Below are 17728 nucleotides of genomic sequence, written 5' to 3'. Positions count from 1 at the left end.
CAAGAAACGTGGGCACGGCGCGTTGCGCCTTTGCCCACCCTACGGCATCGAGTGCGCGGCGTGGACCGCCCTACACCGACACCGCGTAAATCTCATACTCCCCGCGCACCAGCTCGATATGCGCGCGCATCGCGGCGGCGGCGCCCTGCTTGTCGCCGCGCATGATGGCGACGACGACGCGGTCGTGCTCGGCTTGCGACTTGGCGAGACGGCCGAGGTTGCGGAACTGGGCGCGGCGGAACGGTTGCACGCGGACGCGCGTCGCCAGCGTGATCTCGGCGATGTAGCCGTTCTGCGATCCCGCATAGATCGCGTTGTGGAAGCGCTCGTTGACCTCGTGGAATCGGTCGGGATTGCCGGTGTAGCTCAGCACCCGCAGCTCTTCGTGGATGGCCTCGAGCGCATGGCGCTCGGCGGCCGACATGCGCTCGGCGGCAAGGCCGGCGCACAGCGCCTCGAGTTCCGCCATCGCCTCGAACATGCTCTTGAGACGCTCGATCGACGGCTGCGCCACCACCGCGCCGCGATGGGGCCGCGCCTCGACCAGGCCGCTCGCGACCAGCTGGCGCAGCGCCTCGCGCACCGGGGTCCGCGACACGCTGAAGCGGCGCGCGATGTCGGTCTCGTCCAGCGGCGCGCCGGGCGCCAGGGTTCCACGCACGATCTCGTCGGCAAGCTGAAGCCGCAGCTCCTCGGCGCGCGTTACCTTGTGCACGCTGGGCTGTGCCCGGTCGACCCGTGGCACCACCGGCTCGGCCGGCAGTGTCCCGGGCGGAAGATCGTCAAGCGTCATACGGTCTCTTTCGGCTCGTCGATGATGCTGACATGGGCGGCGACGACGCGCCAGCCCTCCGGGAAGCGAATCCACGTCTGCATCTGCCGGCCGACCTTGCCGGGCGCCGAGTCGCGATAGAACAAGGTGGAAGCCACCGCGGTGTCGCGGCCATAGCTGGAGATGACCGTCTTGGCGGTGCGCCGGTTCAGCCCGACCGGCGAGCGGCCGGCACGGAAGCCGGAGATCGCCTCGTAACCATAGAGGTTCTCGCCGATGCCGTAGCGCAGGGTGCGGGGGTCGTTGCGGAACAGCTCGCCGAGCACGGCGACGTCATTGGTGACGAGGGCCTGCTCATAGCGCTCGAACGCGGCTTTGACTTCCGCGATCACCCCGGGGAGATCGATCTCCATTTCAAAGTCCTCTCGGTGCAGGCGCGGATGCGACGCCCATCTGTTCCAACGCGTAGGCGACGCGGAGCGCGATGTCCTCGCGCCAGGGCGCGCAGATGATCTGCACGCCGATCGGCAGCGGCTCGAGCGGCACCGGAACCGCGACCACGGGCAGGCCTATGAAGGAGATCGGCTGGGTGTGGATGCCGATATTGGCGCGCACCGGCAGCTCGACGCCGTCGAGATTGAAATTGACCTGACCAAGCTTCGGCGCGGTGCAGGGCGTCGCCGGCGCGATCAGCACGTCGACGGTCTTGAAGATCTCGGCGAGCTGCGCGCGATACCAGCGGCGGAATTTTTGCGCGCGGTCGACCAGCGCCGCCGGCACCATCGCGCCGGCGATCAGCCGGTCGCGCACCGCGGGATCGAAGTCGTTCGGCCGCTTGCGCAGGCGATCGAGATGCAGCGAGGCCCCTTCGGTGGTGGTGATGACATAGGCCGCGGCGCGGGCGCGCGAGGCTTCGGGGACATCCACGACCTTCGTCGCACCAAGGGCCTTGGCGACGCGGCTGACGGCTTCGACGGCTTCCGGAAAAACGTTCTTCTGGAAGTGACCGCCGGCGATCGCGATACGCAAATCCGAGACCGGGTTGGCGAGCAGCGGCAGCGTCGGCTCCAGCCCGCGCGTGGTGCAGGCGCCGTCGTCGGCATCCGGCCCCTGCATCGCGTCATAGGCCAGCGCGAGATCGGTGACCGAGCGCGCGAACGGGCCGAGATGATCGAGGCTCGCCACGAACGGGAACGATCGCGCCCGCGAGAGCCGGCCGTAGGTCGGCTTCAAGCCAAAGATGCCGCAGAACGACGAGGGCACGCGAATCGAGCCGTTGGTGTCCGAGCCGAGCGCGATCGGCACCAGCGCGCCGCCGACGGCACTGCCCGAACCGCCCGACGAACCGCCCGTCATCCGCGTCGTGTCGTGCGGATTGCGTGAGGGGCCATCATGAACATTCTCGCCCGTAAAGTCGTAGGCGTATTCGCCCATGTTGAGCGCGCCGACGAGCACGGCGCCGGACGCTTCCATGCGCTCGATCAGCGTGGCGTCGCGCTTGGACGGCGCGAGGTCGCGGTTGATCTTCGAGCCGGCGCGCGTGGGCAGGCCGGCGACGTCGAACAGGTTCTTCACCGCGAAGGGCACGCCCGCGAGCGGGCCGACTTCCTTGCCGGCGGCGATGTCCGCATCGATCGCACGGGCTTTCGCACGCGCGCGATCGGCGGTGACATCGGTGAAGGAGTTGAGGATGCCGTCGTGCTGCTTGATGCGCGCGAGCGCTGCTTCCGTGGCATCGAGCGCGGACATCTTGCGACCGGCGACCGCACTCGCGATCTCGGCGGCCGTCATCTCTGGCTTGGTGGTCATGGCAGCATCAGGCCGTGAAGATCGGCGCCGGCTCGGTCTCGTCCGGCAGCGCGAATTCGTCGACGAGGCGGGCGAGCCGCAGCGAGACTTCGAGATTGGCGCGCACCGCGGGTCGCCAGGCCTCCTCGACCGGCAGCGCCAGCGCTTTCGACACGGCGTCGATATATTCGTCCAGAGGTTCGGCCATCACTCTCTCAAGCTGATCTCAGTGCACCGGCAACGGCGGATGCGGGATCGCCGTCAGCAGCTCCTTGGTGTAGTCGTCCTGCGGATCGCTCAGGACCTTCTCGGAAGAGCCTTCTTCGACGATCCGTCCCGTCCGCATCACAATGACACGATCGCACAACAAGCGCACTACATTCAAATCATGAGAGACAAACAGGTAGCTCATACCTAGCCGCGCCTTGAGATCCTGCAGCAGGTTCAGCACGACGGCCTGCACCGAGACGTCCAGCGCCGCGGTCGGCTCGTCCAGGATCACCAGCTTGGGGTGCAGCGCGATCGCCCTGGCAATGCCGACGCGGGCCTTCTGGCCGCCGGAGAGCTGATGCGGGAAGCGATCGAGCAGATTGTGCGGCAGGCCGACCATGGTCGCCAGTTCCTCGCAGCGGGCGCGGAGCGCGTCGCGCCCCTTGATATCGCCGAGCTGCATGATGGGGTCGGCGATGGCGCGCGCGGCGGTGAAGCGCGGGTTCAGGCTGTCGGTCGGGTCCTGGAACACCATCTGGATGCGGCTGCGCTGCGGCAGCCGGGCGAAGGCGGCAGGCTGGATGCCGCCGATGTCCTCGCCGTCGAACTGGATCAGGCCGGAGGTCTGGTCGAGCAGCCGCATCACCATCATCGACGTGGTCGATTTGCCGCAGCCGGATTCACCGACGAGGCCGACGCTCTCGCCATGGCCGATCGAGAAGCTGATGCCGTCGACGGCGCGGAACACGTCAGGCTCGACCGGCGGCTTGCGACCGAACAGTTTTCCGAGCGTGGCCGTGGCGCCCTGGCGGGGGTATTCTTTCACAAGCTTTTCGATGAGGAGGAGAGGCTTGCCCTTCTCCCTCTCCCCGCTTGCGGGGAGAGGGTCGGGGTGAGGGGGACTCTCCGCGAGCACGGTGCTGGGAGAGCCCCCCTCACCCGCCGCGCTTTGCGCGTCGGCCTCTCCCCGCACGCGGGGAGAGGCGAAGGAAACAGTCTCTTCCTCCGGCAACAGATCCCGCAAGGACACGCCAAGCCGCGGCGTCGCGCGCATCAGCTTCTTGGTGTAGGGGTGCTGCGGGTTGGCGAAGATGTCGGCGGCCTTGGCGGTCTCGACGACGCGGCCCTTCTCCATCACGACGACACGGTCGCAATAGGCGGCGGCCAAGCCCAGATCATGCGTGATCAGGATGGTCGACATCGCGCGGCGCTTGGTCAGCTCGACGATCAGGTCCATCACCGCCTTCTGGGTGGTGACGTCGAGGCCCGTGGTCGGCTCGTCCGCGATCAGGAGCTGCGGATTGCAGGCGAGCGCGAGCGCGATGACGACTCGCTGGCACATGCCGCCCGACAGCTCGAACGGATAGGCGTGGTAACGCTCGCGCGGGCGGGCGATCTTGACCTGCTCCAGTGCCTCGATCGCCTTTTCTCCGTGATCGGCCACTTGCGCCTGCTGCACATGGGTGCGCAGCACGTCCTCGATCTGGTCACCGACCTTGCGGATCGGGTTCAGCGCGGCACGCGGGTTCTGGAAGATCATCGAGACTTCGCGGCCGCGCAGGTCGCGCATCTGGTCTTCGGTCGCGGCCTTGACGTCGATGCCGGAGAACATCACCGAGCCCTCGGCGATCTTGCCGGCGCGGTCGAGGATGCGCATCACCGCGTAGGACGTCACCGACTTGCCGGAGCCGGACTCGCCGACGATGGCCAGCGTCTCGCCTTTGGCAACGGAGATGTTGACGTGCTGCACCGCCTGCACGATGCCGCGGCGGGTGGTGAATTCGACCGTGAGGTCCTGGACGTCGAGCAGGGGTTGGGCGGTCATGCGGGCCTCCCGTCAATCAAAAGGTCGAAAACAACCCCATGCACAGTAGAAGCCGCTCTGAAATCATTGGAGAATTTCTGCCGGACGTTTGTCATCACGTCCTCCGCTGGGGATCGACGATGTCGCGCAGGCCGTCGCCGAGGAGGTTGAAGCAGAACACGGCGATCATCAGGGCAAGGCCGGGGAACAGCGCGATCCACCATTCGCCTGACACCATGAAGCCCGCGCCTTCGGCGACCATGATGCCCCACTCCGCCGTCGGCGGCCGGACGCCGAGGCCGATGAAGGAGAGGCCTGCGGCATTGAGGATGGCGTAGCCCATGGTCAGCGACATCTGCACGATCATGATCGGCATGATGTTCGGCAGGATGTGCACCAGCAGGATGCGGAATTCGCCGTTACCCGAGAGCCGCGCGGCCTGCACGAAGCCGGCGTTGCGGCGGACATTGGCCTCGGCGCGCGCGACGCGGGCATAGAGCGGGAAGTTCACGATGGCTGTGGCGAGGATGATGTTCTGCACGGTGTTGCCGAGCGCGGCGACGATGCCCATGGCGAGCACGAACAGCGGGAAGGCCATGATGGTGTCGGCGATTCGGCCGACGATGCGATCGGTCCAGCCGCCGAAATAGCCCGCCGCGATGCCGGCGAGGCCGCCCATCAGGAACACCAGCACGACCGAGGCGACCGCGATGAAGGTGTCGAGCCTCGTTGCGACGATGACGCGGCTGAAAATGTCGCGGCCGAGTTGGTCGGTTCCGAACCAGTGCGCCGCGGATGGCGGCTTCAATGCAGCCGCAGTGTCGGAGGCGAGCGGATCATACGGCACCACATAGGGACCGAAGACCGCAGCAAGGAGAATGACGATCAGCAGCGCGAAGGAAAAGCCCGTGACCTTGTTCTCGCTGAGAACGTAACGGGTCTGTTCGAGGACGGCTGATAGTCCCGACGTCCGCGCGGGACCAACGGGTTCAACAGCAGGCGCAACGGAGCTCATGTTAGCCCTCCAACCTGACGCGCGGATCGATCACGCCGTACAAGATGTCGATCACGAGATTGAGCAGCACGTACATCACCGCCATGGTGAGGACAAAACCCTGCACCGGCGCGAAGTCCGACGAGATCAGCGCTTCCACGGCGTAGGAGCCGATGCCCGGCCAGGCGAACACCTTCTCGACCAGCACGTTGGCGCCCAGCAGGAACGAGAACACCATGCTGAGCGTGGTGATGACCGGCAGCATGGCGTTGCGGAAAGCGTAGGTGACGATCACCGTCGCGGGCGACAGGCCGCTGGCGCGCGCGGTGCGAACGAATTCGGACGCCAGCACCGCCAGCATCGAGGCGCGCGTCATGCGCGCGATCGGCGCCAGCGAGAAGATCGCGAGCGTCGTCGCGGGCAGGATGAGCTGGCTCAGCGCCGAGCGGAACGCCTCGAAATCGCGGGCGATCAGGGTGTCGATCAAATAGAAGCCGGTGACCGTCGGCGGCGCGCTGTAGAACACGTCGAGCCGGCCAAGCGGCGCCGGCGACCAGCCAAGCCGGAAGTAGAAGACATAGACCAGCACGAGGCCGGTAAAGAACACCGGGAGCGAGACCCCGGCCGTCGTCGTCACCCGACATAAATGGTCGACCCATGATCCTGGTCGCGTTGCCGCCAGCACACCGAGCGGAATGGCAATGACGACGGAGACGATGAGGCCGAGCAGCGTCAGCTCGGCCGAGGCCGGCAGGCGGTTACGGATTTCGGCCGCGACCGGCTGGCCCGTGGTGAGCGAGTTGCCGAAATCGCCATGGGCGAGATCGTTGGTGTAGCGGAAGAACTGCTCGATCAGCGGCCTGTCGAGGCCGAGCTTTTTCCGGATCTGCTCGACGGCTTCCTTCGTTGCGGCGGGGCCGGCGAAGTACGCCGCGGGATCGCCCGGCAGCGCGCGCGTCAGCAGGAAGGTGACGATGACGACGCCGATCAGCGAGGGAATCGCGAACATCAGGCGCTTGCCGATCATGGTCAGCATGGGGCTGCACTCCCAGATGGCGAATGAAGCTCGCTCGCGAACAAAAGCGTTGCCGCGCGCTCCGCTGCGCCCCCTCTCCCCTTGTGGGAGAGAGTTGGGGTGAGGGGTAGCCCCAAGCGAGATCGGAGTTCGTGGCTACCCCTCACCCGTCTCGCTGCTACGCGGCGAGCCACCCTCTCCCACAAGGGGAGAGGGTGAGAGAGAGCCGTGCTCACCTCACCCATTCCCCTCACCCCTTCGCCAGCGCGCGGTAATCCAGCCTGCGGTGGAACCAGTATTGATAGCCGCTGATGTTCTTCTGCATCGCGACGTTGACGAAGGGCTGGTACAGCGGGATGCGCGGGATGTCGGTGAAGGCGAGATCGACGAAGCCCTTCACGTCGGCGTCGTAGGTCGCCTTGTCGCCGATGGCCGCCGCCGTGCGCGCGCCGTCGATCAGCTTGTCCATCTCCGCCGACTTGTAGCTCATGGTGTTGAAGACGGAATTGTTGCCGTGATAGCACCAGTAGAAGAAGTATTCGGGGTAATCGAGCCAGCCCGAGAACACGTTGGTGAAGAGCGGCATCTCCTTCTTGTTCAGCTCGGTGCGCCAGTTGGCGCCGGGCACCTTGTTGATGGTGGTCTTGATGCCGATCTGCGCCAGGCTCTCCTGCACCAGCACGCAGAGCGGCTCGTTGACGCCGGCGAAGTTGAGGTCGAACGAGATCGTGGTCTCGAAGCCGTTGGCATAGCCGGCCTCGGCGAGCAGCGCCTTCGCCTTGTCCATGTCGGTGTTGTATTTGTGCGGCTGCGGCCAGGCGACCTCGGTCGGCTTGTCCTTGGCCGCGCCGAACATCGGGTTGGCGAGGCCGAACATCACGGCGTCGATGATCTTCTGGTAGGGCAGCGCGTAGGCGACCGCCTGACGGACTTTTGGATTGTCGAAGGGCGGCTTGGTGACGTTCATGCCGATATACTGGATGCCGTTGGAGAACGGCAGCGAGACGACGTTGAGCTTGCCGTTCGCCTTCATTTCCTGGAAGTCCTTGTTCGGCAGCTCGTAGGAGATGTCGGCGTCGCCACGCTCCAGCAGCGCGCGTCGGTTGCCGGCCTGCGGCACCATGCGCCAGATCACGCGCTTGATCTTCGGCAGCGGGCCGCAGACCCAGTCGTCGTTGCGCTCCATGATGACTTCGGTGCCGGCGGTCCACTTCGTCACCTTGTAGGCGCCGGAGCCCGCGGTCTGCTGCTTGGTGAATTCGAGGCCCCAGGGATCCTTCTCGCTGGCGTTCTTCTTCACCAGCTCGGAGTTGACGATGCAGGGCACGATGACGGCGAGATCGGGGACCGTCAGCTTGTCCTTCTTCAGGAAGTCGACGCGCACGGTGTAGTCGTCGATCACGACGAACTGCTCGGGCTTGGTGAGCGAGCCCGCGCTCATCTGGAAGGTCGGGAAGCCGCCGACGCTGACGGCGCGGTCGAGCGACCATTTCACGTCCTTCGCGGTGACCGGCGCGCCGTCGTGGAATTTGGCGTTCTTGCGCAGCTTGAAGGTGACCGACATGTCGTCGATCCTAAACTCCTCGGCGAGTTCGCCCTTGAACTTGTCGCGGTCGTAATAGGGCACGCCGCCGGGACCGCTCTTCATCTCGTGGCTGATCAGGCGGTCGTAGCAATTCCAGGACACCTCATAGCCGGGCACGTTGGTGCCGACGCCGTGGATGTCGAGATTGTTGGGCCCGCCTTCCGAGACGATCAGCAGCGTCTCCGAGCGCGCATCGGCATAGGCGGTGGAGATCACGGACGGCATGGCCGGAAGCGCCGCGCCAGCGGCCAATCCGGAAACGGACTTGAGGAAATCGCGGCGCTTCATGAAATCGCTCCAACACAAAAGTTTCTGGTTGGAACTGGATTCGCAAGGTTCGTGCCAAGGCTTAATGCGCGTTTACGAATGGGTTAAGCGACTGAGTTTATTTACAAAAATGTGATTGTGAGCCACGCACGACCTTTGCCGCAAATTGCATACAAAGAGTCGCATTTGCTCATAAAATAAGCTCGTACTGAGCTCGGCCCATTTAGAAGGCTCCGCCGTCGTCCCGGCGAAGGCTGGGACCCATACCGCGTGATCTCTCGGTGACGGGAAGTGGCCGTACCACGAACAGGACGAATAACTGCTCGTTTCCGCCAAACTCCCTCCTGGGGTTATGGGTCCCGGCCTTCGCCGGGACGACGGCGGGGGCGCGAACTCACTCCGCCCAGATCAGCTCCTGCAGCTCGACCAGATCTCCCGCCCTCTCCTGCCAGCGCTCGATGCAGATGTGGCTGTTGAGGTCGCTGGCGTGGTGCAGCAGCATCAGGGCCATCAGGCGGCGCTTGAGGGCGTAATCGAGCCTTGCATAGCCAAAGCCTTCGAGCAGGTTGCGCACCCTGCCCGGCCGGCCTGCGGCCATGAAGGCGCTGGGGCCGAGCAAATCGTAGTCGCGCCAGCCGGCGCGCACGTCGCCGAAATCGAACAGGCCGGCGACCGACCAGGTGCCGTCATCGCAGGCGAGCAGGAAATTTTCCGGAATGTATTCGCCGGTCAGGATCACCGGCGGGGCATCCATCGGAATCAGCGCGGCCGCATCGCGCAGGAGATCGTCGAGACCATCGAGGAATTTCGGCGCGAGACCCAGCCGTTCGTGCCGCGCGCCGCAGCCCTGCATTTGGGCGCGCATGAAGTCGGCCCAGCGCGGCTCGATCTGTGCGAGCGGACCGAGCGGGGCGCGCTGCACCGATGCGATGGTTTCGCCGATCTGGCGCAGCACGCGCTCCTTTTGCTGTTCGGGCAGGTGCGGCCAGGCCTCCGAGCCGAGCGTGCCTGATAGCCGCGTGATGACGAGATAGGGCCAGCCGTCGCGCACCCCTTCCGCGACGATCTCGGGGATAGGCAGGGACAGGCGGCCCGCGAGCTGCGTCAGCGAGCCGCGTTCGGAGAAGAACTGCGAGCGAAGCAGCGGCGGGAAGATCTTCAGGATCAGGCGCTCACCGAGGCCGACCACGAGATTGGTGCCTGTTGCGAAGATGTGCGGCGCGCCGACGTCGAGACCGTGGCTGCGCGCGATGTCGAGCGCGACCGGCAGCCATCGCGCCCGGTCGGCGCGCAAGGCGCGGTAGGCTTCGAGGTTCGTCGACGCGGACAGCCCCCATACGCCCGCGGAATCCGGCAGCATCCCCTCCATCACGGCGTCAACCTATTCCAACACGTCCTTGACGCTGTTCCTGATGGCCGAGGGCACCGCATGTTCGGGGACTTCGATCGTCTGCGCGCCGCGCGTAATCCGATAGCTGAACGCGTCGGCCTGGCCCCTGCGCGCGGCAGGGACCTTGTCCGGCTCGGCAAACAACTGCTCCACCGCCTTCTGGTCGGCAGCGGACAGATCCGACAGCGCCAGTTCACCGCGGCTCTTCAGATGAGGCCCGCCGAAGCCGGCGACCCCTCCGACGCGCTCAATCTTCAAGCGATCCACGCTCGCTCCCTTTCGTGGCGCGCTGCCGGCAACGCGCCGATTAGAGCCCGATCTTCTTCCATCCGGCATCGACGGCCGCGAACACCGCGGCCTCGCCGGGATACAACGTGTGGGCTCCCTGCCGGGTCCTGGCCGCGAACGCCTTCATCGTCATGTTCGGCGTCGGTCCGAAGCCGGTGAGCGAGTGATACCACACCTGGCCGATCCTGGCCCAACTGTATCCGCCGAGCGTGGTGCAGGCCGTGTAGAAGGCGAGGTTCGGCGGGCCGCTGGAATAATGCGGGTCCATGCCCGGCGTGATTTGCGAATATTTGGTCGGCTGCGGCGCCAGGCAGTGCTTGGCGGCGGGATCGGCCATGTCGCGCAGGCAGGTGAACCCCTTCTTCTTGGCGGCCGCCCCCATGATGTCGCGCCCGATCAGCCAGTCGGCCTTCTTGACGTCCTGCTTGGACTCCCACTGCCGGAACATCGAGCCGAAGCAGTCGGAGATGCTCTCGTTGAGGCCGCCGGCATCGCCGCTATAGGCGAGCTGGAGGCTGTGCTGGGTGACGCCGTGGGTGAGCTCGTGGCCGATGACGTCGCTGCCCCTGGTGAAGTCGACGAAGATGCTGCCGTCGCCGTCGCCATAGATCATCTGCGAGCCGTTCCACATCGCGTTGTTGTACTTCTCGCCGAAATGCACCGACGACATCATGGTCATGCCGTGATCGTCGATCGAATTGCGGTTGAAGACCTGCTGGTAGAATTTCGCCACCTTGCCGGTCTGGTTGAAGGCGCGTTTGACGGAGCCGTCCGAGGACGTCTTCGGCTTCGGCACGGGCGTACCCGGCAGCGATTGCGTGTGCTTGCAATCATAGGCGGTGACGGAGGGCGCCGCCGCCAGGGTGACTAGACCTGCGCTCCGGGCCGCGGTGACGCTGGTCAACTTCGCGGCCTGGTTACGCAATTCACGCAGCTCATGACTGACCTGGACGGTGTCGACCAGTTGCTTGCGCAGCGTGGCAGATAGCTTCTTGTCCTGGGACAGCCGGGTCAGAACGTCGTTCGGGATGATGCAACATGTGCAGGGCATCGATGAATCTCCATTGCACGTTTTTGCGAAAATGGACTGCTGAAACGATCTCGGGAAATTCCTGCCGCGAGCGGCAAGCGTCGGCGCCATTCTGGCGTCACGCATGGGGCGATTATCGCAGGCGCGCGAACCGTTGCGTGTGAGATTGCACACACTTCCGGGTTGCGTGATGGAAGATGGGGCTGGCCGGTGGGACGGGGGCCGCGCCTGCGCGGAAGCGGTGCGGCGATGCGCGCTGGCTCTACCGGTCGGGACTTGCGCGCTCGAACTGGCGCAGCAGCTTGTTGCCGCGCTCGACCGCGGAATCGAGCGCTGCCTGCGCGCTCTTCTGGCCGGCGAAGGCCTGCTCGAGCTCGTCCTCGATGGTGCCGCGGATCAGCACGAAGGAGCCGAGCCGGATGCCCTTCGAATTCTCCGTCGGCGCATGCAGCGTGATCTCTTCGAACGAGATCGCCGAGCCCGGATTGCGCTCGTAGAAACCCTGCGCGCGCGTCAGCTCGAAGGCGGCGCGGGTGATCGGCAGATAGCCGGTGTTCTGGTGCCAGGCGGCCTGCACGCCGGGCTGCGACAGATAGGCGAAGAAGCGCGCCACGCCCTTGTATTCCTCGCGCGGCCGGTCGCGCAGCACCCACAGCGTGGCGCCACCGATGATCGAGTTCTGCGGCGCGCCCGCGACATCGGGCCAATACGGCATCATGCCGTAGCCGATCTCGAATTTCGAATTGGCCTTGATGTCGGCGCGCGTCGCCGAGGAGCCGATGAAGATGCCGCATTCGCCGTTCTGGAAGCGCGGCTCGGCCGACTGCCCGCGGCCGCTGTAGTCGAACAGTTTCGTCTTCTGCCACTCGGCGAGCTGGGCGACGTGCTTGACGATGACGGGATTGTTGATGGTCAGCTCGGCGTCGAGACCGGCAAAGCCGTTGGTGCGGGTGGCGAGCGGCAGATTGTGGAAGGCGGAAAAATTCTCGACGTGAATCCAGGACGGCCAGGAGGTGGTGAAGCCGCAGGCCGCGCCGCGGTCGCGCAGCCGCTTTGCAGCGGCGCCGAGCTCCGGCCAGGTCTTCGGCGGCGTCTCCGGATCGAGGCCGGCGTCGCGGAACATGGTCTTGTTGTAGTAGAGGATCGGCGTCGACGAGTTGAACGGGAACGAGAGCAGATTGCCGGCCGCGTCGGTGTAATAGCCGGACACCGCGGGAAGGTAGTCGTTGAGCGAGAACGGCTCGCCCTGGTCCCGCATCAGGCTGAACACCGGATAGATCGCACCCTTGGCCGCGGTCATGGTGGCGGTGGCGACCTCGTTGACCTGGACGATCGCGGGCTGGCTGCGCGAGCGGAAGGCGAAGATCGCCGCCGTCACCGTCTCGGTGTAATTGCCCTTATAGGCCGGCACGATGCGGTAATCGGACTGCGAGGCGTTGAAGTCGGTGGCGAGCTTTTCGAGTTGCTTGCCGAGCTCGCCGGACATCGCGTGCCACCACGCGATGTCGGTGGCGGCGCGCACCGGGGTGGCCGATGCGAGCGCCGCGAGGGCGGCTACGAGCTGCAGGAGGCGCGATGCTGACGTCACGATGGCTCTTCCCGTTCGCACGACGAAAGACGGCTGCCCCTGCTTAAGGCGGCCCCCCGGCGGTTTCAACCGCCAATGCGCGCCGGCCGCGCCGCACAATCGCCCTGGGGCCCGGCACGGGATGGCCTTCCCTTAACCATCTGCTAGATTGCATTGAACCTTTCGGTCCCGCCATAGACTCCATCTCTGAGGGGTTGAGTGTGCCAGTGTTGAACCGTGCCGAGCTCTCGCGGACCGGGGTGATCTTCGTCGCGCTTCTGCTCGCGATCTGCGCGACGAGCGCCGCCGCGCGCGAATTCCGTGCGGCCGACACCCAGACCGAGGACTATCCGACCGTCCAGGCGCTGCGCTACATGGGCGCGCTGATCGCCGAGCGCACCGGCGGCCGGCACGAGATCAAGGTGTTCCACTCCCGCCAGCTCGGCGAGGAAAAGGAGACCATCGAGCAGACCCGGGCCGGCGCGATCGACCTCAACCGGACCAATGTCGCCCTGATCGGCAACTTCGTTCCGGCGATGAACGTGCTCGCCATGCCGTTCCTGTTCCGGTCCATCGAGCACATGCAGAAGGTGCTGGACGGGCCGATCGGCAGCGAGATCCTGAACAGTTTCGAGCCCTATGGCTTCGTCGGGCTCTGCTTCTACGATTCCGGCGCCCGGTCGCTCTACAACGGCGTCCATCCGGTGACCACCATCGCGGACCTCAAGGGGTTGCGGATCCGGGTGCAGCAATCGGAGTTGATGAGCCAGATGGTCCGCGCCCTCGGCGCCGAGCCGGTCGAGATGCCCTATGGGCAGGTGCTTACCGGGCTTGCCAACCATCTGATCGACGGCGCCGAAAACAACTGGCCATCTTTCGTGACGACTGACCATTACAGACATGCCGGCCACTACACGCTCACCGAGCACACGATGAGCCCCGAAGTGCTGGTGATCTCGCTGAAGGCCTGGCGCAGCCTCTCGGCCGAGGACCAGATCATCTTCCGGGAGGCGGCCACCCGCTCCAGCCGGTTCATGCGCGAGAAGTGGCGCGACCTCGAGGAGCAGTCGCAGCGCAAGGCGGAAGCGGCCGGCGTCAGCATCGTCAGGGATATCGACCGCAAGCCGTTCGAGGAGGCGATGGCCCCGATCTACGCCAAGGCGGCGCAGGATCCTGCCGCGGCCGCGCTGATCGAACGTATCCGCAAGGTGGAGTGAGCCCCGTTGGCCGCGCCGGGACATAGCGAGCACGCAGAGAGGGCACCCGGCCCGATCGGGCGACTGCGCGCGCGTCTCGTCGGCGTGCTGCGTGCGGTGCCGATCCGCTGGCGCATCCTGTCGATCGCGGCGCTGAACTCGGCCGTCGTGGTGGTGCTGGTCGCCCTGATCTGGAACGGCTCGGTGGTGCTGAGCTCGGCCTGGGACGACGTGCGCCAGGTGCGCGAATCCGACCGCATCCTGGCGCTGCTCGAGAGCGAGACCGGGCGCCTGCACAATCTGATCCACCGCTACATCAACCAGCCGAGCCCGGACCTGTTCGCCGAGATCCTGCTGCTGCGCGAGGCGGTGCTGGGCACGCTGACCAACCGCGCCGCCAAGGACCCGATGCTGTCAGGCTCGGTCGAGGAGCTGGAGCGCACCACCGACCGCTTCCTCAACGGTTTCGGCGAGCTGCGCAGCGTGCAGGCGACCATCGCCAAGACCTACGAGGATCAGGTGCAGGGACCGGCCAAGGACATGGCGGGCCTCTACTCCATCATCGAAGGCGCCACCGGCCATCGCGACGCGCTGATCTGGCCCTCGCTCGGCAAGTCGCGCGAAGCCTTCACCGCGATGCTGGTCGCGGCCAATTCCTACTATCTGTCGCAATCGGCCGGGGCCGCCGACGACGCACGCCGCAACACCGAGACGATCGAGAAGACCATTCCGGTCATGATCGATCTCGCCGACAACGACCTCCAGCGCATGGCGCTGCAGCGGCTCGGGGCCCGCACCGCCGCGCTGCGCGAGGGCTTTGCAAAGCTCTCCGAGCAGCTGATGAGCCGCACCGAGCTCTTGCGCAACACCATCGACGCCAGCCAGGCCGAGGCGATCGGCGCCATCGACGATCTCTCCACCAAGATGCGCCAGCGCGAGCAGAAGGCGCAGGAGACGTTCGACCGCACGCTGGCCGACATTTCCCGCCGCGTGCTTTCCATCGCGGTCATCTTCCTCGGCATCATCCTCACCGCGGGCGTGCTGATCGCGCTGTCGATCCGCCTGCCGCTGCAGCAGATCATGACGGCGATGCGCGCGATCACGCTCGGCGATCTCGACCGCGAGGTGCAGGGCACCAAGGCCCGCGACGAGGTCGGCGCCATGGCGCGCGCGGTGGAGGTGTTCCGCGAGAACGCGATCGCCAAACGCGAGACCGAGGACGAGCTGCGCGCCTCCAAGGAGAAGGCGGAGAGCGCGCTGCTCGAGCTCAATACCGCACAGCAGAACCTGATCGATGCCGAGCGGCTCGCCGCGCTCGGCGGCCTCGTCGCCGGCGTCGCGCACGAGGTCAACAACCCCATCGGCATCAGCCTCACCGTTGCCTCCAGCTTTGCCCGGCGCACCGAGATCTTCGAGGCCCAGCTCAAGGGCGACGGCGGCCTGCGCCGCTCGCAGCTCGAGGAGTTCGTGCAGTCCTCGCGGGACGCCTCGCAGCAGCTGGTCGCCAACCTGCAGCGCGCCGGCGAGCTGATCCAGTCGTTCAAGCAGGTCGCGGTCGACCGCTCCCATGCCGAGCGGCGGCAGTTCTCACTCAGCGAAGCCACCGACCAGATCATCGCCAGCCTCAGACCCGTCTTGAAGCGCTCGCCGATCACGCTCGCGGTCGACGTGCCCGAGGGGCTGCTGCTGGACGGCTATCCCGGCTCCTACGGCCAGATCCTGACCAATCTATTCCTTAACGCGGCCAACCACGCCTTCGCCGACGGGCGCGCCGGCACCATCACGATCTCGGCGCGGCCGCGCGGGGCCGAGGACATCGAGATCATCTTCACCGACGACGGGGCCGGCATGACCCCCGACGTGCAGCGCCAGGCCTTTGACCCATTCTTTACCACGCGGCGCAACGAAGGTGGCACGGGACTCGGGCTTCATATCGTCTATAACCTGGTCACCCAGCAGCTCGGCGGTCGGATGATGCTGGAATCCAAGCTGGGACAAGGCACCACTTTTCGCATTATCATGCCCCGGGTCGCCAAGGGCGGCGCGCAAAGCACAGAGACTGACGGGACTTCTCAATGGCCGAACAGGACGATGTCCTCCACCTGATCGACGATACCGGCACCGCGTCGGAGGACCAGAACGCACGGAAGTGGAAGATCGCCGTCATCGACGACGATCCGGCCGTGCATGACGGCACCCGATTCGCGCTGTCGGACTACAGCCTCAACGGCCAGAGCCTGGAAATCCTCTCCGCCTATTCCGCGGCGGAAGGCCGCAAGCTGATGGCCGCGCACAACGACATCGCCGCGGTGCTGCTCGACGTCATCATGGAGACGGACGTCGCCGGCCTCGAGCTGGTCGAGTTCATCCGCAACGAGATCAAGAACGAGACCGTGCGCATCATCCTGCGCACCGGCCAGCCCGGCCAGGCGCCGGAGCGGCGCGTGATCGTTCAGTACGACATCAACGACTACAAGGCCAAGACCGAGCTCACCGCCGACAAGCTGTTCACCTCGCTGACGGCGGCGCTGCGCTCCTACCAGCAGCTCGAGCGCATGGTGCAGACCCGGCGCGGCCTCGAGATCATCATCGACGCGGCCTCGACGCTGTACGACTTCAAGTCTATGCAGCGGCTCGCCGAGGGCGTGCTGACCCAGCTTGCCTCGCTGCTGAATGCCGATTGCGCCGGTATACTGGTCCTGCGCGACAATGGCGGCATTGATCCCGAGCTCTCGGTGCTCGCCGGCAGCGGCTGCTACAGCCGCTTCATCGGCACGACCTCCTCGAAGGCGCTCGACCCCGATTTGCGCGCGATGGTGGAAGCCGCCTTCCAGGGCCGCAAGAACGAATTCGCCGACCACCGCAGCGTGATCTACTTGCGCACCGGATCCGGCCGCGAGGTCGTGGTGCTGCTGCAGGCCGAGCGCGAATTGTCCGAGACCGACCGCTCGCTGGTGGAGATCTTCTCCAGCCGCCTCTCGATCGCCTTCGACAACGTCATCCTCTATCAGCAGCTGCAGGACGCCAACACGCAGCTGGAGGACCGCGTCGCCCAGCGCACCCGCGCCTTGATGCAGGCCAATCGCCGCCTCTCGGCGCAATGGCTGCGGCTGCAGCGCGCCAACGGCTTCAAGAACGAGATCCTGGGCACCGTCGCCCACGATTTGAAGAACCCGCTCGGCGTCATCCTCGGCCGCACCGAGATGCTGAAGGAGCTGATCTCGACCGGCGCGTCGGAAGCCGGCGTGGTCGCCCAGGTCGATCACATCCGCGACGCCACCAAGCGCCTGACCACGATGGTCGATCATCTGATCTCGGACGCGATGGCCGATGCCTTCGACATCACCATCCGCCGCGAGCCGGTCGACGTCGCCGCGCTGGTGAAGGAGGTCGCCGAGGCCAACCAGCCGCTCGCGGTCAACAAGCAGCAGGCGATCAGCGTCGTCGCGCCGCCCAACATCGTCACCATGTGCGACACCGACCGCATCCGCGAGGCGATCGACAACCTCATCAGCAACGCCATCAAATACTCGCCGATCGGCGGCAAGATCGGGGTCGACGTCACCCATGAGGGCGGCGACACCATCGTGCGCGTCAGCGACGAGGGCGCAGGCCTGTCACCGGAGGATCTCGGCCGCCTTTTCGGCCGCTTTCAACGGCTGTCCGCCAAGCCGACCGCCGGCGAGAGCTCGACCGGACTTGGACTCTCCATCGTCAAGCGCATCATCGACATGCACGGCGGCGAGGTGACCGCCGACAGCGAGGGCCCCGGCAAGGGCTCGACCTTCACCATCACCCTTCCCGCGACCGAATTGCCGTGAC

15 protein-coding genes are annotated in these 17728 nt (G+C 65.9%); 3 read left to right on the top strand and 12 right to left on the bottom strand.

The window, feature by feature from the left end:
• Nucleotides 1-70: 70 nt before the first annotated feature.
• The 12 genes from A7X65_RS15865 to ugpB form a co-directional block, all read right to left on the bottom strand.
• Nucleotides 71-793 carry a GntR family transcriptional regulator gene (locus tag A7X65_RS15865; RefSeq protein ID WP_063686322.1) on the bottom strand — a complete coding sequence of 241 codons (723 nt, stop codon included), beginning with the start codon at nucleotides 791-793 and terminating at the stop codon, nucleotides 71-73.
• Nucleotides 790-1185: an oxalurate catabolism protein HpxZ gene (gene hpxZ / locus A7X65_RS15860; protein WP_063686320.1), complete on the bottom strand. Its 396-nt coding sequence runs from the start codon at nucleotides 1183-1185 to the stop codon at nucleotides 790-792. The genes A7X65_RS15865 and hpxZ overlap by 4 nt, the downstream gene beginning before the upstream one ends.
• Nucleotide 1186: 1 nt before the next feature.
• A complete protein-coding gene (locus A7X65_RS15855) occupies nucleotides 1187-2581 on the bottom strand; it encodes an AtzE family amidohydrolase (protein WP_063686318.1) in 1395 nt (464 codons plus the stop codon).
• Between the two features lie 7 nt (nucleotides 2582-2588).
• A complete protein-coding gene (locus A7X65_RS15850) occupies nucleotides 2589-2768 on the bottom strand; it encodes a DUF4089 domain-containing protein (protein ID WP_063686316.1) in 180 nt (59 codons plus the stop codon).
• 18 nt (nucleotides 2769-2786) lie between these two features.
• The gene (locus A7X65_RS15845) at nucleotides 2787-4595 is read right to left on the bottom strand and encodes a dipeptide ABC transporter ATP-binding protein (protein WP_063686314.1); all 1809 of its coding nucleotides are present in this window, start codon (nucleotides 4593-4595) and stop codon (nucleotides 2787-2789) included.
• A gap of 94 nt (nucleotides 4596-4689) precedes the next feature.
• On the bottom strand, nucleotides 4690-5589 hold the full coding sequence (locus tag A7X65_RS15840; protein ID WP_063686312.1) for an ABC transporter permease: 900 nt from the start codon (nucleotides 5587-5589) through the stop codon (nucleotides 4690-4692).
• A 1-nt stretch (nucleotide 5590) separates the two neighbouring features.
• Nucleotides 5591-6604, bottom strand: a complete 1014-nt coding sequence (locus A7X65_RS15835; RefSeq protein WP_063686310.1) for an ABC transporter permease — start codon at nucleotides 6602-6604, stop codon at nucleotides 5591-5593.
• Between the two features lie 229 nt (nucleotides 6605-6833).
• Complete coding sequence (locus A7X65_RS15830) at nucleotides 6834-8456, bottom strand: ABC transporter substrate-binding protein (RefSeq protein WP_063686308.1); 1623 nt, start codon at nucleotides 8454-8456, stop codon at nucleotides 6834-6836.
• Between the two features lie 373 nt (nucleotides 8457-8829).
• A complete protein-coding gene (locus A7X65_RS15825; protein WP_167358250.1) occupies nucleotides 8830-9795 on the bottom strand; it encodes an aminoglycoside phosphotransferase family protein in 966 nt (321 codons plus the stop codon).
• Nucleotides 9796-9816: 21 nt separating this feature from the next.
• A complete protein-coding gene (locus tag A7X65_RS15820) occupies nucleotides 9817-10092 on the bottom strand; it encodes a protealysin inhibitor emfourin (protein ID WP_156527832.1) in 276 nt (91 codons plus the stop codon).
• 40 nt (nucleotides 10093-10132) lie between these two features.
• On the bottom strand, nucleotides 10133-11164 hold the full coding sequence (locus tag A7X65_RS15815) for a M4 family metallopeptidase (protein WP_063686301.1): 1032 nt from the start codon (nucleotides 11162-11164) through the stop codon (nucleotides 10133-10135).
• 241 nt (nucleotides 11165-11405) lie between these two features.
• Complete coding sequence (ugpB, locus tag A7X65_RS15810) at nucleotides 11406-12731, bottom strand: sn-glycerol-3-phosphate ABC transporter substrate-binding protein UgpB (protein ID WP_430643063.1); 1326 nt, start codon at nucleotides 12729-12731, stop codon at nucleotides 11406-11408.
• 200 nt (nucleotides 12732-12931) lie between these two features.
• On the opposite strand from ugpB, the gene A7X65_RS15805 reads away from it, so the two are divergent.
• The 3 genes from A7X65_RS15805 to A7X65_RS15795 are packed head-to-tail and all read left to right on the top strand — an operon-like array spanning nucleotide 12932 to nucleotide 17727.
• The gene (locus A7X65_RS15805; RefSeq protein ID WP_063686299.1) at nucleotides 12932-13927 is read left to right on the top strand and encodes a TRAP transporter substrate-binding protein; all 996 of its coding nucleotides are present in this window, start codon (nucleotides 12932-12934) and stop codon (nucleotides 13925-13927) included.
• Nucleotides 13928-13981: 54 nt separating this feature from the next.
• Entirely contained in the window at nucleotides 13982-16012 is a 2031-nt protein-coding gene (locus A7X65_RS15800) for a sensor histidine kinase (protein ID WP_063687718.1), read from the top strand.
• Nucleotides 15982-17727, top strand: a complete 1746-nt coding sequence (locus A7X65_RS15795; RefSeq protein WP_063686297.1) for an ATP-binding response regulator — start codon at nucleotides 15982-15984, stop codon at nucleotides 17725-17727. The genes A7X65_RS15800 and A7X65_RS15795 overlap by 31 nt, the downstream gene beginning before the upstream one ends.
• The last annotated feature ends 1 nt before the right edge of the window (nucleotide 17728 follow it).

Source organism: Bradyrhizobium stylosanthis (assembly GCF_001641335.1).
In the GTDB taxonomy this organism is placed as follows: domain Bacteria; phylum Pseudomonadota; class Alphaproteobacteria; order Rhizobiales; family Xanthobacteraceae; genus Bradyrhizobium; species Bradyrhizobium stylosanthis.
The sequence above is the reverse complement of the archived record's forward strand: the minus strand, read 5'-3'. Positions and strand labels throughout refer to the sequence as shown.